This is a genomic window from Nocardiopsis sp. NRRL B-16309, from assembly GCF_001279585.1.
Lineage (GTDB): Bacteria > Actinomycetota > Actinomycetes > Streptosporangiales > Streptosporangiaceae > Nocardiopsis.
Genome location: NZ_LGEC01000114.1, coordinates 99447 through 116776, shown reverse-complemented (window position 1 = coordinate 116776; position 17330 = coordinate 99447). Strand labels below are relative to the sequence as shown.

At 71.6% G+C, this 17330-nt stretch carries 15 protein-coding genes; 9 read left to right on the top strand and 6 right to left on the bottom strand.

Annotated features, from left to right (window positions below; genetic code table 11):
• Window positions 1-118 precede the first annotated feature (118 nt).
• Complete coding sequence (locus tag ADL05_RS25025) at window positions 119-787, top strand: HD domain-containing protein (RefSeq protein ID WP_053619460.1); 669 nt, start codon at window positions 119-121, stop codon at window positions 785-787.
• A 15-nt stretch (window positions 788-802) separates the two neighbouring features.
• Here ADL05_RS25025 and ADL05_RS25020 read toward each other — a convergent pair whose 3' ends face one another.
• The 3 genes from ADL05_RS25020 to ADL05_RS25010 all read right to left on the bottom strand — a co-directional run bounded on the left by ADL05_RS25020 (window position 803) and on the right by ADL05_RS25010 (window position 2685).
• Window positions 803-1948 carry an RNA polymerase sigma factor gene (locus ADL05_RS25020; RefSeq protein WP_053619459.1) on the bottom strand — a complete coding sequence of 382 codons (1146 nt, stop codon included), beginning with the start codon at window positions 1946-1948 and terminating at the stop codon, window positions 803-805.
• 6 nt (window positions 1949-1954) lie between these two features.
• Window positions 1955-2362, bottom strand: a complete 408-nt coding sequence (locus ADL05_RS25015) for a YciI family protein (RefSeq protein WP_053619458.1) — start codon at window positions 2360-2362, stop codon at window positions 1955-1957.
• A gap of 140 nt (window positions 2363-2502) precedes the next feature.
• Window positions 2503-2685 carry a hypothetical protein gene (locus ADL05_RS25010; protein WP_053619457.1) on the bottom strand — a complete coding sequence of 61 codons (183 nt, stop codon included), beginning with the start codon at window positions 2683-2685 and terminating at the stop codon, window positions 2503-2505.
• 248 nt (window positions 2686-2933) lie between these two features.
• Here ADL05_RS25010 and ADL05_RS25005 point away from each other — a divergent pair, with 248 nt between their 5' ends.
• The 5 genes from ADL05_RS25005 (at window position 2934) to ADL05_RS24990 (ending at window position 8169) form a co-directional block, all read left to right on the top strand.
• Window positions 2934-4460, top strand: coding sequence for a sodium-dependent transporter (locus tag ADL05_RS25005; protein WP_053619456.1), 1527 nt, complete (start codon window positions 2934-2936; stop codon window positions 4458-4460).
• 3 nt (window positions 4461-4463) lie between these two features.
• A complete protein-coding gene (locus ADL05_RS30805; protein ID WP_156366026.1) occupies window positions 4464-4604 on the top strand; it encodes a hypothetical protein in 141 nt (46 codons plus the stop codon).
• Window positions 4605-4657: 53 nt separating this feature from the next.
• Window positions 4658-5584: an ornithine cyclodeaminase family protein gene (locus ADL05_RS25000; protein WP_053619455.1), complete on the top strand. Its 927-nt coding sequence runs from the start codon at window positions 4658-4660 to the stop codon at window positions 5582-5584.
• Window positions 5585-5732: 148 nt separating this feature from the next.
• Window positions 5733-6839, top strand: coding sequence for a DUF3500 domain-containing protein (locus ADL05_RS24995; protein ID WP_053619785.1), 1107 nt, complete (start codon window positions 5733-5735; stop codon window positions 6837-6839).
• Between the two features lie 19 nt (window positions 6840-6858).
• Window positions 6859-8169, top strand: a complete 1311-nt coding sequence (locus tag ADL05_RS24990; RefSeq protein ID WP_082376885.1) for a HupE/UreJ family protein — start codon at window positions 6859-6861, stop codon at window positions 8167-8169.
• 88 nt (window positions 8170-8257) lie between these two features.
• On the opposite strand, the gene ADL05_RS24985 is transcribed toward ADL05_RS24990, so the two are convergent.
• Entirely contained in the window at window positions 8258-9541 is a 1284-nt protein-coding gene (locus ADL05_RS24985; protein ID WP_053619454.1) for an FAD-binding oxidoreductase, read from the bottom strand.
• Between the two features lie 190 nt (window positions 9542-9731).
• Here ADL05_RS24985 and ADL05_RS24980 point away from each other — a divergent pair, with 190 nt between their 5' ends.
• Entirely contained in the window at window positions 9732-10424 is a 693-nt protein-coding gene (locus ADL05_RS24980) for a GntR family transcriptional regulator (protein ID WP_053619453.1), read from the top strand.
• 136 nt (window positions 10425-10560) lie between these two features.
• On the top strand, window positions 10561-11190 hold the full coding sequence (locus ADL05_RS24975; protein WP_053619452.1) for a GyrI-like domain-containing protein: 630 nt from the start codon (window positions 10561-10563) through the stop codon (window positions 11188-11190).
• Window positions 11191-11269: 79 nt separating this feature from the next.
• Here ADL05_RS24975 and ADL05_RS24970 read toward each other — a convergent pair whose 3' ends face one another.
• Window positions 11270-13753, bottom strand: coding sequence for a glycoside hydrolase family 3 C-terminal domain-containing protein (locus tag ADL05_RS24970; RefSeq protein ID WP_053619451.1), 2484 nt, complete (start codon window positions 13751-13753; stop codon window positions 11270-11272).
• Window position 13754: 1 nt separating this feature from the next.
• Window positions 13755-16520 carry a glycoside hydrolase family 3 protein gene (locus tag ADL05_RS24965; RefSeq protein WP_053619450.1) on the bottom strand — a complete coding sequence of 922 codons (2766 nt, stop codon included), beginning with the start codon at window positions 16518-16520 and terminating at the stop codon, window positions 13755-13757.
• 147 nt (window positions 16521-16667) lie between these two features.
• Here ADL05_RS24965 and ADL05_RS24960 point away from each other — a divergent pair, with 147 nt between their 5' ends.
• A complete protein-coding gene (locus tag ADL05_RS24960) occupies window positions 16668-17324 on the top strand; it encodes a TetR/AcrR family transcriptional regulator (RefSeq protein WP_053619449.1) in 657 nt (218 codons plus the stop codon).
• Window positions 17325-17330 lie beyond the last annotated feature (6 nt).

Sequence of the window (17330 nt, the reverse complement as noted above, 5' to 3'; positions counted from 1 at the left end):
GAAGGGCACGGGATCGGCCGGGCGCCGTCCCTGTGCACACCCCCACCTTCAACCCGCCTGAAACTTCGGCTAGGCTTCAGGCAACCTGAAGGATAGTCCGCCAGGAGGGACGACCCCCGTGGAAACGTACGACGACCTGCCTTTTCCCAGCACCGAGGTGGCATCGAACGCCATCCGCTTCGTTCGTGAGGCCGTGCACCCGGCGGTCTACAACCACAGCATGCGCACCTACCTCTACGGGCGCTTCCTCGGGGAGCGGAAGGGACTGCGCCCCGACCTCGACTACGACGACGAACTGCTCTTCCTCGGCTGCGTCCTCCACGACGTCGGGCTCAGCCCCGAGGGCGACGGGGACCAGCGCTTCGACATCGACGGCGCCGACCTGGCCGCCCGGTTCCTCACCGAGCGGGGCGTCGCGGCCGACCGGGTGGAGGTCGTCTGGGACGCCATCGCCCTGCACCTGTGCTTCGACGTCGCCGCCCGCAAGCGCCCCGAGATCGCGCTGGTGACCGCCGGCGCCGGATACGACCTCGGCCTGAGCGGACCGGACCTCCCCGACGGCTACGCCGACCGCGTCCACGCCGTCCTGCCCCGCCTGCACGCCGGGGCCGTGCTCTACGACGGGATCGTCGACCAGGCGCTCACCAAACCCCACAAGGCACCGCCGTTCAGCCTGCCCGGCGAGTTCGTCCGCCAGAGGACGGGGCAGGAGTGGCCCACCTGGCGGCAGCTGATGGACGCGGCGCCCGGATGGAACGACTACGACGGCTACCCGCCGCCCGCCTGACCCGGCTGACCCGGTTCAGCCGCGCGGTCGCGCGTTGAGGCGTGCGGCCTGGCGGGTGAGGTGGTCGCGTTCGGGAAGGCTGGCCGCCGACCGGGCGGCGTCGGCGTAGAGCCGGGCCGCGGTCACCGGGTCGCCGTCCCGCTCGTGCAGGTAGGCCGCGACGGCGGTGTACCGGGGCAGGTCCGGGTCGATCCCGGCGAGCGCGGCCAGCCCGGCCCGCGCGCCGTCGGCCTCCCCGACCGCGACGGCCCTGTTGAGCCCGGCCACCGGGCTGCCGGTGAGGCGCACGAGTTCGTCGTACCACTCGACGATCTGCACCCAGTCGGTCTCCTCTGCGGCCTGCGCGTCGGCGTGCAGCGCGGCGACGGCGGCCTGGGCCTGGAACTCGCCCAGACGGTCGCGGGCCAGGGCCGCCTGGAGCACGTCCACGCCCTCGGCGATCAGCCGGGTGTCCCACAGGCCGCGGTCCTGCTCGGCGAGGGGCACGAGCCCGCCGTTGGGGCCCGTCCGCGCCGGACGCCGTGCGTGGTGCAGCAGCATGAGCGCGAGCAGGCCCGCCACCTCCTCGTGGCTCGTCCTGGCCGCCAGCTGCCGCGTGAGCCGGATCGCCTCGGCGGCGAGGTCGACGTCGCCGGAGTACCCCTCGTTGAAGACCAGGTAGAGCACGCGCAGCACCATGGCCACGTCACCGGGCTCGTGGAACCGGACGCCCGAGACGGTCCTCTTGGCCCGGCTGATCCGCTGGGCCATGGTCGCCTCCGGCACCAGGTAGGCCCGTGCGATCTGGCGGGTGGTCAGCCCGCCGACCGCGCGCAGGGTGAGGGCGACGGCCGAGGCCGGTGTCAGGGACGGGTGCGCGCACAGGAAGTACAGCCGCAGCGTGTCGTCCACCGCCTCGCCCGGGCCGGGCGGCGGCTCGCCCTCGACGCGTTCCTCACGGTGGCGCCGGGAGGTGTCGGCCCGGACGGAGTCGAGGAACTTGCGCCAGGCCACGGTGACCAGCCACCCCTTGGCGTCGCGCGGCGGGTCGTCCGACCAACCGCGCACCGCCTCCACGAGGGCGTCCTGGACGGCGTCCTCGGCCGCCGCGAAGTCGGCTCCGCGGCGGACGAGGACGCTGATCACCGTGGGGGTGAGGGTCCTGAGAAGGGCCTCGTCCATGGTGTGTCACTCCGTGATGGTCGGGGGAGCGGCCAGGAACGGGCGCACCTCCAGCCACTCGTGGATGGGCTTTCCGCCCGCGCCCGGTGCCGCGGACAGCTCGCCGGCCAGCTCCAGGGCCCGCTCGTGGGTCTCGACGTCGATCACCATCCAGCCGGCGATGAGGTCCTTGGTCTCCGCGAACGGGCCGTCGGTCATCGGCGGGCGCCCCTCGCCGTCGTAGCGGACGAACGTGCCCTCCGGGGCGAGCGCCTGGCCGTCGACGAACTCGCCGGTGCCCTCCAGCCGGTCGGCGAAGTCCCGCATGTACTGGACGTGGACGGTGACCTCCTCCGGCGTCCACTGGTCCATCGGCACGTCGTTGACCGCCTCCGGCGCGCCGCGGTAGTGCTTGAGCAGCAGGTACTTGGCCATCGTGTTCTCCTTGGTGCGGTACGGCCCCCGTGGCCGTGTCCACCGCGGGGACGGAGCCGCCCGCGCGTTCTCGACATCTCCCGCGCGCATTCCTCCGCGGATCCGTCAGCGCCGGGCGTCGGGGGAGGCGTGGCCGGTGCTCAGGCGCGCCGGCGCTCGTCGCGCCGACGGACCAGCTCCTCGACCGCGCTCGCCAGGGTGGTCTCGAAGCCGATCAGCTTCGCCCGGGTCGGGGTCACCGCGATCCGGGCCATCTCGTCGTGGAGCGAGCGCACCTCCGCCTCCCACTCGGCCCGCTGCTCGGGGGTCTCCCAGCGTCGCACCGGGGCGGCGGCTCCGACCGTAGCGACCGACGGGGACAGACGGGCTCATCGGCGGAGGGCTCGTCCAGCCCTCGTTCACGATTTCTTGGCCGGACCCCTAGCCAAACGTCATGTTAGGTGTAATATATCACCCATTACACATCACGGGTCTTGCGCAGCGGGTGTCACATAGAAGGTGACGGCGAAGCCGGATGCCGGCCCGTGGGGGTGTGACAGTCCCCCGATCCGCCCATTGGAGTGAGTCTCACATGGCGTTCGACAAGACCAGCGTGAAGCGAGAGGTGTTCTCCAGTCGCTTCGCGTTCATCGCCGCCGCAATCGGGATGGCGGTGGGCACCGGCAACATCTGGCGGTTCCCACGCGATGTCGGAGCAGGAGGCGGCGGCACGTTCATCATCGCCCTCGTGCTCGCCAACCTCGTCTGGGCGATTCCGCTACTGATGTCGGAATCGCTACTCGGCTCCCGCAGCCGACTGGGAACGATCGGCGCGTTCCGCGACTTCATGGGCCGCAGGTTCGCCTGGATGGGCGGCTTCATGGGCGTCGTCACCGTCGGCATCCTCTTCTACTACACGGTGGTGTGCGGCTGGGCGATCCGGTACTTCGTCTACGCGGTGAGCGGCAGATTCTCCTCGGGCATCGACAACCAGGAGACACAGGCGCTGTGGGACGGCTTCGTCTCGAGTCCCGCGCAGACCATCTCGTTCCACGTGATCGCCGCCCTCCTCATCGGTTTCGTGGTCCTGCGCGGCCTGAAGGGCGGCCTGGAAGCGGTTCTCAAGGTCACCGTGCCCGCGCTGTTCGTCATCCTGGTGATGCTCGCGATCAGGGCCATGACCCTGCCCGGCGCGGGGGAGGGGCTGCGCTACCTCTTCGTGCCCGAGTGGAGCGGATTCCTCGACGGACAGATGTGGCTCGGCGCGTTCGTGCAGATGGCGTTCTCCACCGGTGCCGGCTGGGGCCTCTACCTGACCTACTCGGTGTACATGCGCAAGAAGGAGGACTTCGCGCTCAACTCGGCGATCGTCGTCACCGGCAACCACCTGGCCTCACTGCTCGCCGGGATCGCGGTCATCTGCACGGTGTTCGCGGTGCAGACGCCGCAGTACGCGGAGCAGGCGGTCTCCGCCGGTGACCAGGGGCTGATGTTCGTCTACCTCGCCGCGCTGTTCGGCCAGATGCCGGGCGGCACCTGGTTCTTCGCGCCGCTGTTCTTCCTCGCGCTCGTGCTCGCCGGACTGTCCAGCCTGATCTCGATGATGGAACTGGCCGTGCGCAACGTGATCGACCTGGGGGTCGGGCGCCGCAAGGCCGTGGTCGCGATCGTCCTCGTCACGCTCGTCGGGGGTGTGCCCTCCGCGCTCAACCTCGACGTGCTGAGCAACCAGGACAACGTCTGGGGCGTCGGCCTGCTGATCAGCGGGCTCTTCGCGGCCATCGCCATGATGCGCTACGGGCTGGAGCGTGCGCGCCGCCAACTCGACGAGACCAGCGACCTCAGGGTCGGCGCGTGGTGGAAGGTCCTCATCGGACTGTTCCCGCTGATGTTCGCCGTGGTGTTCGGCTGGTTCATGTTCCTGTCCGTCACCGACCCGTCACAGACCTGGTACGACCCGTTCCAGACCTTCAGCATCGGCACGATGGTGCTCCAGTGGGGGCTCCTGTTCATCGCGATGCTGCTGCTCAACAAGTTTCTCGCCCGCACGGTCAAGCGCGGGCCGATGTCCCTGGACGGCGACGCCGCGTCGCCGGTCGACCAGGAGAGGAAGGGCTGACCCATGGACGCCGAGACCCTGATCTGGACGCTGGTCCTCTTCGGCGGAACCGTGCTGGCGGTGGTCGTTCTCAGCTACGTCGCGTGGCGCAGGGAGAGCGGCCGCGCCGATGACGGCGAGCCGCCGCCCGGGACCGAGAAGTAGCCGACCCCGCGCAACCGAACGCACCGCTCCGGTGCGTACCGAGAGAGGAAGACATGACCACACAGGTTCTGACCGCGGACGAGGTCCGTGCCCTGGTACCGATGGGCGAGGCCATCGACGCCGTCAGGGACGCCTTCGTGTCGCTGGTCGAGGGCGAGTTCGAACAGCCCACCCGCACCGCGTTGCGGGACGGCGGCTTCCTGGTCATGCCCGTGCACCACCGGCCGACCGCCACCGCGATGGTCAAGACGCTGAGCGTCAACTTCGACCGCAGCCCGGCGATCACCGGCACGGTCATGTGGTCCGACGCCGCGCGCGCGGACCACGTGATCGCCGACGCGGTCAGCGTGACCGCGCTGCGCACCGGGGCGATCAGCGGCGTGGCCACGGACCTGCTCGCTCCGGCCGGAGCGAGTCGGCTCGCCCTGATCGGCGCGGGAGCCCAAGCCGCCGACCAGGCCCGCGCGGTGCACGCGGTGCGCCCGCTGACCCACCTGGTCATCGTGGACAGGGATGGCAACCGTGCCGAGGAGTTGGCGGAGGTCCTGCGAGCCGAACTCGTCGGCGTGCGGGTGTCGGTGAGCTCCGACGCGGCCCAAGCGGTGGGCGGTGCCGACATCGTGTCCTGCGCGACCTCCTCGAAGACGCCGCTGTTCCCGCTGGCGGCGTTGCCCCAGCGGGTGCACGTCAACGCGATCGGCGCCTTCCGCCCGACCATGCGCGAGCTGCCCGACGCACTCATGGGCGAGGCCACCGTCGTCGTCGACGAACTCGACGCCGTGCTGGAGGAGTCCGGCGAGGTCGTGCACGCCCTGGACGCCGGGACGATCGCCAAGGAGGACCTCATCGAACTGGGCCGGGCGCTCACGGACCCGCCCCGGCCCACCGAACGGACGGTCTTCAAGACGGTCGGCGTCGCCGTCCAGGACTACGCGATCGCCCGCCTGTTGGCCGCGAAGGCGCTGACAGCGCGGGTGTGACCCCCAGCGCCGAACGTGTCGGCCGGTCCCGTGGGCGCCACGGGACCGGCCGACACGATGACGGCGTGTCCGTGGCCGCGCCCCCGTTCCGCGGCCACGGACAACCAACAACAGATATCGACAAATGATGACAGAAGGTATGACCCCCATGTCCCCACTCTCGACACCAGTCCACCGCACGATGGCGGCGCTCGCACTGAGCGTCGGCCTGGTCGCGACCGGCTGCGCCACGTCCGGCGACTCCGACTCGGCAGCGTCATCCGGTGGGATTCCGGAGAGCACCACGGGCGCCGGGAGCGCGAACACCGCCGAGGTGGTCGAGGCCGCGAACGCGTTCCTGGACCTGCTCTCCGACGACCAGCGCGCGTCGGTCGTCTACGACTACGACGACGAGGCCAAGACGACCGGCTGGTCGAACTTCCCGACCTCGTTCGTGGAGCGCAGCGGCGTCGCACTCGCCGACTTCGACGACGAGCAGAAGGCCGCGGTGCTGGCCGTCATGGAGGCGGCGCTCAGCGAGCACGGCTATCAGGAACTCGAAGAGATCCGCGTGGCCGACGCCGTCCTCGGGGCGGAACAGGAGGAGAGCGGGGACACGGACGGACCCGGCGGCCCGGCGACCTTCGACCCGGACGCGTACTACATCGCGTTCTACGGTGAGCCGAGCGAGTCCGCGCAGTTCATGGTCCAGTTCGGCGGGCACCACGCGGCCTACAACATCACCTACGCCGGGGACGACGTGAGCCTGTCGCCCACCCTGACCGCGATCGAACCGATGGAGTTCGAGTACGAGGGCACCTCCTACGCACCCCTGGAGGACTCGCGGAGCACCACCATGGCGGTCATCGACTCCCTCAGCGAGGAGGAACTGGCCGCGGCCGAGATCGGCGAGAGCTACGACGACCTGCTGCTGGGTCCGGAGAACGACGGACCCTTCCCCGACCCCGAGGGTGTGCTCGTCTCCGACCTGACCCAGGAACAGCAGGACCTGGTCACCGAGATGCTGCGCACGTGGGTGACGGACCTGGACGAGGAGGCCGCCGAGGCGCTCATGGACAAGTACGTCGCCGAGTACGACGAGACCTACGTGGGGTGGAGCGACGCCACGGCGCTCGACGACCCCGAGACCTACGTGCGCCTGGACGGGCCCTCGGCGTGGGTGGAGTTCTCCAACCAGCCCGACAGGGAGGACGAGGAGAACATCCACCAGCACACGATCTTCCGTGACGAGACCGCCGACTACGGCTGGAACTGACCGGAGAGACCGACACATCATGGCGCGCAGACTCGTCCCCGTGCTCCTGGTCGTGGTGATCGCACTGACCGCCGGCCCCGTGCCGGCGGTCAGCGCCCACCCCCAGAGCACCTCCGCCGTCCTGCTGGACATCCACGACGACCGCGTCGAGGGCGAGGTCCAGCTGCCGATCGACCGCCTGGCCGTCGGCGTGGACCGCGACCTGACCGCCCAGAGCGTTCTGGCCGAGGATCGGGACTTCCTGGCCGACTACACCGCAGAGCACATCGGCGCAACCGGCGAGGACGGGCAGGACTGGACCGCCGACCTCGGTGAGGGCGCGGTCCGGGTGATCGACGGCGTCGACCACCTCGTCCACCCCCTCACCCTCACTCCGCCCGACCGACACGTCACCGACTTCGACCTGCACTACGACGTCATCGTCGAGAGCCTGCTCACCCACAAGATCATCGTCACCGTCCGCTACGACTTCGACAGCGGCATCCTCAAGACGGACGACGCCGAAACCCTCGGGGTCATCGACTTCGCCACCCCGGGCCTGGACGTCCCGGCGGGTGACGGGTCGTGGCTGCGCGGGTTCACCGCGACGGCAGGGCTGGGCATGGAACACGTCGCCGAGGGCGCCGACCACCTGCTCTTCCTGATCGTGCTGCTCCTGCCCGCTCCGCTGGTGGCCGTGGGCGGCCGGTGGCGCTCCGGTTCCTCGCCCCGGCGCGCCCTGGTACGCGTGGTGCACGTGGTCACCGCGTTCGCCATCGGGCACTCCCTGACCCTCGCCCTGGCGGCCACGGGGGTGGTCGACCTGCCGTCGCGGCCGGTCGAGACGCTGATCGCCCTGTCCATCGCGGTCTCGGCCGTCCACGCCATCCGGCCGCTGGTCGCACGCGGGGAGGTCCTGATCGCGGGCGGGTTCGGGCTCGTCCACGGGCTGGCCTTCGCCTCCCTCATCGCGGACCTGGGCCTGAACCGCGGATCGCTGGTCACCACGCTGCTGGGCTTCAACCTCGGCATCGAGGTGACACAGCTGCTCCTGGTCGCGCTCGTGATGCCGGCCCTGGTGCTCATGGCCCGTACCCCGATCTACCCGGCCTTCCGGGTCGGCGTGGCGGCGGTGGCCCTGGTGTTCTCGGTGTCGTGGATGCTGGAGCGCTCCACGCTCACCCCCGTCGACCCGTTCGAAGGTGCCCAGACCTGGTTGGTCGAGCACCCGCTGCTGGTCGCCGTGGCCGTCACGGCACTGGCCGCCACCGCCTACACGGCCACGCGCGGCAAGCGGGTGCCGGTCGCGGTGGACGGCAGCCCCGAACTCACGGAAGCCGGGCCCTCGTAGGGGAGGCGCCCCGACCCCTTCGACGCGTAGGGCCCCCGTTCCAGGTGGTGGAACGGGGGCCCTACGCATGTGCGTCCACAGGCCGGGTTCAGGCGTCCGGGGCGGTCCGCCCACGCCGTCGGGCGAAGCGCCGCGGGGCGAAGGGACGGGCCGTCTCGGCGACGTCGGCGGCCCGTCGACCGCCCTCGACCTGCGCCGCGATGATCTCGGCCGTCACCGGAGCCAGCGTCACCCCGAGCATGCAGTGCCCACTCGCGACCAGCACGTTGTCCCTGCCGGGCAGCGGCCCGACGATCGGCAGGCCGTCCGGGGTCATCGGGCGCAGGCCCGCCCAGCCGTCCGGGCGCGCGGTCGTCGGCACGCCCGGCAGGAAGTCGCGGGCGGAGCGGACGATACCCCCCAGCCGGCGCGGATCGACGCCCTCGTCGAAGCCGCCGAACTCCATCGTCCCGGCGAACCGCACCCGGTCCGACATCGGTGTGACGGTCACCTTGGCCTCGCCGAGGTAGACCGGGCGCCGCAGGGCCACCGCCCCGCTGGTGTCGTCGAACCCGTAACCCTTGCCGGGCCGCACCGGCAGGGGGACCCCGGCCAGCCGGGAGAGCCGGGACGTCCGCGCGCCCGCCGCGAGGACGAAGTGGTCGGCGGGGAACTCCTCGCCCCCGGCGATGACCGAGGTGGCCACCGTGCCGCGGAACCGGATGCCGGTGACGGGGCTGTCCCACAGGAAGCGGACTCCGAGTTCGCGGCAGCGTTCCGTCAGGCCGCGGACCAGGCTCGCCGGGTCCACGTGGCGCTCGCGCGGGCAGAGCAGGCCGCCGTGCACGTGCGCGCCGAGTGCGGGTTCGAGGTCCCTGGCCTCGTCGCCCGACAGGGGAGCGGCGGTGTGGCCGACGCGCTCCAGCGGCGCCGTGGCCGCCTCGTAGGTCCGCATGGCCTCGCGGGTGTGGAACACCATGAGCGCGCCGTCGCGGTGGTGCTCGAACCGCAGGCCCTCCTTCTCGTACTCGTCGAACAGGTCGACGGTCCGCTCGTTGAGGGAGGTGAGCGCCTCCAGGCCCTGCCGGAAGTCCCGGGGGTTGCAGTGGCGCAGCATGCCGACCATGAAGCGCACGTGCTCCGGGCGCGGGGAAGGGTGGACGTACAGCGGGCTGTCCTTCCGCAGCATCCAGCGCAGCGCCGTTCCGAGCATCCCCGGGGCGGGCACGGGAGCGGAGAGGATCGGCACGACCCACCCGGCGTTGTGGACGGAGGCTCCGCTCCCGCCGCGGGCCGCGTCCACGACGGTGACCGCCCGTCCGTCCCGCGCGAGGCGGTAGGCGGTGGCGAGCCCGATCACGCCCGCGCCGACGATCACTGCGTGGTCCGTCATGGTTCTCCTCCTGGAGCGGGGACGGCCACGGCCCAGCGGCCGGTCGCCCTCGCGGTCTCCTTCGCCGGTCTCCCGGCGAGTTCCTCGGCCTCCGCGTGGAAACGAGGTGCCGTTAGTAAGGTATTACACCTTACATCCTCTTCTGGAAAGAGCTTTTGACGGGTCCTGTGTTCCGTGTTATGCATCAGGTGTGACTACGACTCGTCCGACGGTGGAATCCGCGCCCAGTGCCCGTCTCCAGGCGGTCAGCCTGCGTGAACAGGCCCGGGAGGCGCTGCGGACCCAGATCGTGCTGGGACGGATCGAACCGGGGCGGGTGGAGAGCGTCATCAACATGGCCTCCGAGCTCGGCGTCTCGGTCACTCCGGTCCGGGAAGCGGTCATGGACCTGGCCAACCTCGGCATGGTCGAGGTCATCCGCAACCGCGGCTTCCGTGTCCCGGTGCTCACCGACCACGACCTCGACGAGATCTTCCAGCTTCGCACCATGCTCGAGGTTCCGGCGATGGCCGAGGTGGTCCGCGTCCTGGACGGCGCGCCGATCCCGCGCTTCCGGCGGCTGGCCGAACAGATCACCGCCGCCGCCCGCGAGGGTGACCTCGCCGCCTTCCTGGAGCTGGACCGGCAGTTCCACCTCGGCCTGCTCGAACTCCTGGGCAACCGCCGCCTCGTGACGACGGTCGGTCAGCTGCGCGACCAGGCCCGGATGCGCGGCCTGCAGAAACTGGCCGACCAGGGCGAGCTGACCCAGTCCGGCGAGGAGCACATCGCCCTCGTCGACGCCGTCGAGGCGGGAGACGGCGAGCTGGCCGGCGAACTGATGCGCAAGCACCTCAGCCACAGCCGCGGGATATGGGCGGGCAGGGAGGAGGGCGACTCCTGACCCGGAGCCGCGCCGTGCGCGCGGCCGAGCGGGCGCAGGCGCCCTCCGCGTGTGCGGCGCGTGAGATGTTCTCTTACTCACCGAGCCTCCTGGAGGCGGAGAGGTCGTGGCTCGCAGTCCGAGTCCAGGTGCCGGCATGACGGACAAGACCGACTTCAAGAAGACCCTGGACTGCTACCGGGCCGCCGCGGGCCGCTTCCGGACCGTGGACGTGCCCGACCTGCGGTACCTCATGGTCGACGGCCACGGGGACCCGAACACCTCGCCGGCCTTCACCGAGGCGGTCGAGGCGCTCTACCCGGTGGCCTACAAGCTCAAGTTCGCCAGCAAGCGCGACCTCGGGCGTGACTACGTCGTCATGCCCCTGGAGGGCCTGTGGTGGGCCGAGGACATGGCGGCCTTCACCGCGGCGCGCGACAAGTCGCGGTGGGACTGGACGCTGATGATCATGGTCCCGGACTGGACCGACCAGGACATGTTCGCCGCCGCCGTCGGACAGGCCGCGGCGGGGAACAGGCCCGCCCGGCTGGACGACGTCCGCCTGGAGACGCTGTCCGAGGGCCGTTGCGTGCAGACGCTGCACGTGGGCCCGTTCGACGAGGAGGCGGACGTGCTCGACCGGATGCACCATGAGTACCTCCCCGAGCAGGGGTTGCGCCTGGCCGGAAGGCACCACGAGATCTACTTCAGCGACTTCCGGCGGGCCGCCCCGGAGAAGCTGCGGACCATCCTCAGGCAGCCGGTCACGGCCGCCCCGGCCGGATAGCCGGGGCGGTACCGAAGCCGCCACCGAGGCGCCGCCGTGCCGCGCACGCGGGGTGTGCGACACGTCTGGCGGTTCGGTCTCAGCGTCGGCGGACCAGGCGCAGGAAGCGCTGGAGGGCCCGCCGCGACACCTTCCCTCCCGAGTACCCCTCGATCTTGGCGAACGGCATGTTGACGAGGAACATGACGTTGTTCGCGGCGTGCGGGCGCCCCGCTGCCCGCAGGACGCGGCGCGCCGTGTGGAGCAGCGCCAGGACACCGCGCCCGAGCAGGTTGGCGTGGCGCAGCTGGGCGACGGTGTCGTCGAGCCCGAGCGGTGCCCGCGGGTCCCACGAGGCGACCGGGATCGGCCGGCCCAGGAGCGCGGCGAACTCGGCGTCGCCGACCCGGTGCACGTCCCCGACCGCGTAGGCGCCCTCCGTCCGCTTCCCCTGGACCGCCTCGACGGCCTCGACCGCCTCGGAGCCGGTCCGCGCACCGCGGCCACGGCCGTCGTCCGACTCCTCCCCGCTTGCGTCTGCGTCTCCGTCTCCGTCGACGGTCGCCGTCGTCTCCAGACGGACGTCCGCCACCGACGCGCCGACCCTGATCCAGTACGCGCCGCCGTGGCGGCGCCACGCGTCCGCGTCGGCGTCGAAGTACTCCAGAGCCCGGCCGTCGAGATCGATCTCGACCCGCCGCTCGTGCCCCGGCTCGATCTCCACGGCGGCGAAGCCCGCCAGTGCGGTCGCCGCGTGCGGGACCGGGGACGCCTCCGGAGCCACGTAGAGCTGGGCGACCTCCCGGCCGGCCCGGGACCCGGTGTTGCGGACGGTGAACGCGACCGTCCCGCCGTCGGCCCGCAGGTCGACGGCGAGGTCGGCGTACTCGAACTCGGTGTAGCTCAGTCCGTGCCCGAAGCAGTAGCGCACCGGCACGTCCCGCGTCGTGTAGTACCGGTAGCCGACGAAGACGCCGTCGCGGTGCTCGGCGGTGCGCTCGCGGCCGGGGAACGTGCCCGCCGGGGCGACCGATCGCGCGGACGGGACGTCCGCGTAGCGCACGGGGAACGTCACGGCGAGCTTGCCGCCCGGGTTGTGGCGGCCGGTGAGGGCGTCGGCGACGGCCGTCCCCCCGCCCTGCCCGGCCAGCGAGGTGTACAGGACGGCCGCGACGTCCTCCGCGAAGGGGAGCTCGACCGGAGCGCCCCCGGCCAGCACGACCACCACGCGGTCGTGCGCCCGTGTCAGCCGCTCGACGAGTGCGAGCTGGTTGTCGGGCAGCCGCAGGTGCTCGCGGTCCACGCCCTCGGCTTCGCTCGACTCGTCCAACCCGAGGAAGAGGAGCACGGTGTCGGCGCGGCCCGCGAGGGCGAGCGCCTGGTCGGCGAGCCGGCGGCTCGGTCTGCCGAACCGGTGGAACCCGCGGGCGAATCCGACGACCTCCAGCGGACCGGACCGCAGGGCGCCGAGGGCGCCGTCCAACCGCGTGGGGTTGACCAGCGACGATCCCGCCCCCTGGTAGCGCGGCGTCTCGGCGAAGTCCCCGATCACCGCCACCCGGGCGGAGGCGGGCAGCGGCAGGACCGGTGCGCCGTCGGGGCCGGGGGCGTTGCGCAGGAGCACGAGGCACCGCCGCGCGGTGTCGACGGCGGCGCGGTGCTGGGCGTCCGGGTCGACCGGTTCGGCCCCCTCCAGCGCGGACGAGGTCTCCAGGGCGAGTGCGACGAGGTCGTCGACCGCGCGGTCGAGTACGGCCTCGTCCAGGCGCCCCGAGCGCACCGCGTCGACGATCAGCCGGTCGGTGACCCCGCCCGAGGACGGCATCTCCAGCTGGTTGCCGGCCAGGAGGCCGGCGATCCGGTCGTGGTTGCCGCCCCAGTCGGTGACGACCACGCCGTCGAAGCCCCACTCGCCGCGCAGGATGTCGACCAGCAGGTGGGTGTTCTCGTTCGCGTAGGTGCCGTTGACCTTGTTGTACGAGGTCATGAGCGTACGCGGCCGGGCCTGCCGCACGACGCGGCGGAACCCTTCGAGGTAGATCTCGCGCAGCGAGCGCTCGTCGACCACCTCGTCGATCGACATGCGCAGGTGCTCCTGGCCGTTGACCGCGAAGTGCTTGGGGCAGGCCGCGACGCCCGTGGACTGGATGCCGCGCACCATCCCGGCGGCGAGGTCGCCCGACAGGCGCGGGTCCTCGGAGAAGTACTCGAAGGACCGTCCCCCGAGCGGGTTGCGCACGATGTTGAGGCCCGGCCCGAGCAGGACCGCGACACCCGCACCGCGGGCCTCGGCCCCGAGCAGTCGCCCCACCCGCTCCATCAGGTCGACGTCCCAGCTCTGGGCCAGGGCGGCGGCCGTGGGGAAGCACGTGGCCGGCAGCGAGGCGTTGAGCCCGAGGTGGTCGGACTTGCCGCCCTGCTTGCGCACGCCGTGCGGCCCGTCGGTCAGCATGATCGACGGCACGCCCGCGTGGTCGACCGACTCGGTGTTCCAGAAGTTGGCACCCGAGGTGAGCGCGGCCTTCTCCTCCAGGGAGAGGCGTGCCACGGTCTCGGCGTGCCGGAGGGCAGGTGTCTTCGCCATGTCAGATCCTGTTCGTCTGGAGCACGTAGTACAGGATGTGGTGCGCCGACTCCCGCAGCGCGGTGAGCGTCCCGGCCCGGTCCTGTTCCAGGTAGGACCTGAGCTCCTTTTCGTAGGAGCCGTCGCCGGGCAGGTCGACCAGGAGTCCGAGGATCATGTCGTTGCCCGCGTCGACCGCCTGCCGGGTGTCGAAGTGGCGGCCCTGTCCCACGATCCCGGCGTCGGTGATGACGAACCCCTCGAAGCCCCACTCGCCGCGGAGCACGCCGGTGAGCAGCGCTTCGCTGCCGCCGGCCCAGGTGGTGCCGACGCGGTTGAACGCGGTCATCGCCCCGTGCGCGCCGCCGTCCTTGACCGCGGCCTCGAAGGGGCGCAGGTGCAGTTCCCGCCACGCCTGCTCGGTCGTCCACACGTACAGGCCCATGGAGGCCCGGTTGGTCTCCTGGACGTTGCCCGCGAAGTGCTTGATCACGGCCACCGTGCCCTGTGACTGGAGTCCGGACACGTACTGGGCGCCGATCCGCGCGGTGAGCAGCGGGTCCTCGGAGTAGTACTCGAAGTTGCGGCCGCCCAGCGGTGAGCGGTGCAGGTCGAGCGAGGGGCCGTAGACCGCGTCGACGCCGTACGACCGCGCCTCGGCGCCCATCGCCCGGCCGACCTCGCCCGCGAGTTCGTCGTTCCAGGTCGAGGCCAGTACGACGGGGGTCGGGAAGGCGACCGTGGCCCAGTGCCCGATGAAGTTGCGGACGCTGGCGGGTCCGTCGTACATCGTCGTCGCCGGAACGCCCAGGCGCTCGATGCCCACGGACCAGTAGCCGCCGTTGCCGGACAGGGCGACGAGTTCGTCCTCGGTGAGCTGGTCGAGGAAGTCCTGCCAGCGGGGGTCGTCCATCGGCGCCCCCTTCAGATCGGCGAGTTCCAGGCCGTTGTCGGCACCGGTGACGGGCGCGGCGGCGTCCGGGTCGGCGTCGAGTTCGTAGTCGGCCTCGAGCAGGCCGTCGGGCAGGCGCAGGTCCTCGTCGTCGGGTGCGGAGGGGAAGGTGCCCTCGGCGTCGCCCCGCGACAGGTAGGTCAGGTCGCCGCGGGCGTCGTCGAACCGGTTGGTGATCTCGCCTCCGGTGGCGGAGTCGGTGTCGATGACGACCCGCTCGGGCTGGTCGTGGGTCGCACTGTCCACGGTGTCGTGCACGTCGCGGGCCAGGCGGATCCCGTACTCGCCCTCGTCCAGGACCCAGGCCCGGGCGTCGCGGTCGTCGTAGGAGGCCATCGACGCGGTGTCGAAGGAGACGGTGACGGTCTGCGACTCCCCCGGATCGAGCGGGCCGGTCTTGGCGTACCCGCCGAGCACGGTCGCGGGCTTCTCGATCCCGCCCGGGACGTAGGGGGCGTCGTAGTAGACCTGCACGACCTCCCGGCCGGGGGAGTCACCGGTGTTGGTGACCTCGACCGACGCGGACACGGTGTCCGCGCCGGTCTCGAACTCGGCGCCGGACCACGCGAACTCGGTGTAGGACAGGCCGTGCCCGAACGGGTACTGCACGACGTCGTCGTACTCCTCCTCGGGCACGAAGGTCTCGAAGTAGCGGTAGCCGGCGTAGATGCCCTCGCTGTGGTGCGTGAAGTAGCGGCCGGAGGGCTCGCCGGCGTCGTCGACGTACTCGAAGTCGCCGGTGTTGAGGACGGCGGGATGGGTGTCGATGTCGTACGCGTAGGTGTCGGTGAGGCGCCCCGACGGGTTCACCTCACCGGTGAGGGCCCGGGCCACGGCGTTCATGCCGGTCTCGCCGGGGCCGCCGATCCACAGGGCGGCGTCGACGCTCTCGTACTCCTCCAGGAAGCCGAGTTCCATCGCGTTGGCGCTGTTGACCAGGACCACCACGTGTTCGAAGGTCGAGTCCAGCAGTTCCAGGGTGGCGCGTTCGTCCTCGGTCAGGGCCAGGTCCTCGGGAGTGAAGTCCCGGCCCTCCATCCCGGCCCGGCCGACCGTGTAGACGGCGGTGTCGGAGTGGTCGCGGGCGCCGGACAGAACCGGTTCGGGGAGGTGCTCGACCGGCATCTCCGTCGGCGAGGTGACGAAGAAGCCCTGGAGCGCCGGCAGGAGTTCGTCGACGACGCCGGCCTCCGGCTCCTCGTAGGACTTGGTCGAGGCCTCGCCGCCGTCCGTGTAGTTGCCGTAGACGTCGCGCACCGCCCGGTCGTAGTCGACCCCCGCGTCGTCGAGGGCCGAGAAGAGCGAGCGCGCGCCGACGGAGGAGATGCCGCCCGCTCCGCCGCCGCCGTAGACGGGGGCGGCGGCGCTCGCGCCGAAGACGCTGACCTTGCGGTCCGCGAGCGGAAGCACGTCCTCGTCGTTCTCCAACAGGACCAGGCCCTCCGCCATGACCTGGTCGGCGATCTCCAGCGAGTGCTCCCGCGCGGCGGCCTGGCCGTCCGTGGCCGGGCGCGTCGCGGCGTGGTACCAGGAGCCGAACAGGCCCGCGACCAGGGCCGCCACCACACCCAGGGCGGTGAGCTTGATCCAGCGGTTCCGGCGCCTGCGGAACGTCCTCAAGCCCTTCCGGCGGGCCCTGCGCTCGCGGCGGGGCTCGGCGGCCCTCACCTCGGCGCGCCAGGCCGAGATCTCGGCCCGCTCGGCGCGGCGCGCGTCCAGGCGCTCGGTGAGGGTCGCGCCGCGGCGCCGCCGGCGCCGCGCCTTGAGGTCGGCGAAGCGCTGCCTCGCCTCGGCGCGGTACTGCTTCACCCGTCGCCGGTACTCGCGGTGGTCCATGTGGATCGTCCTTGCCTGAGGCCGCCGAGGGCAGCGGGAGCGTCGGGCCGCCGTCGTGGCGGCCGAGGCCCTGCCTGGGGGAGGGCACGAAAACTATACGTCGTTCGGTTTTTAAAACCAAACGTCGTTCAGTCGTAGGATGTGCTCATGAATCGGCGAGGCCCGTACGGCAAGACGGCGGCGAAACGTGAAGAGATCCTGTCCGCCGCGCTGGACCTCATCGCACGCCACGGGTACCGCGGCACCTCCGTCAAGGCGATCGCCGAGTCGGCCGGGCTGAGCCCCGCCGGGGTGCTGCACCACTTCGGCACCAAGGAACGGCTCTTCGTGGAGGTGCTGCGCAAACGCGACCAGCTCGACGCGGCCCGTTCACGGGCGGACGTGGCCGCCGCGGGCCGGACGTCGCCTCTGCATCCGCTCGACCGCTACGCCGCCCTGCTGGACTCCAACTCCGGCGTGCCCGGGCTGGTCGAGCTGTACTCCGCGCTGGTGGTCGAAGCCGCCGACCCCGCGCACGAGGCGCACGACTTCTTCGCCGAGCGCCGTGTCGAGGGCCAGGCGCTCCTGACGAGGGCCGTCCGGCGGATGCAGGAGGCCGGGACGCTCACGACCAGCATCGACGCCGGGGTCCTGGCGACCGCGCTGATCGCGCTCGGCGACGGGCTCCAGACGCTGTGGCTGATCGATCCCGAGGTGGACATGGGCGGTACCATCACCGCGGTCCTCCAGGCGCTGCGCACGGACGACCACCGGGCGGACGCCCACGAGGTGGACGACCACCAGACGGACGGCACCCGGGCCTGAGGCGCG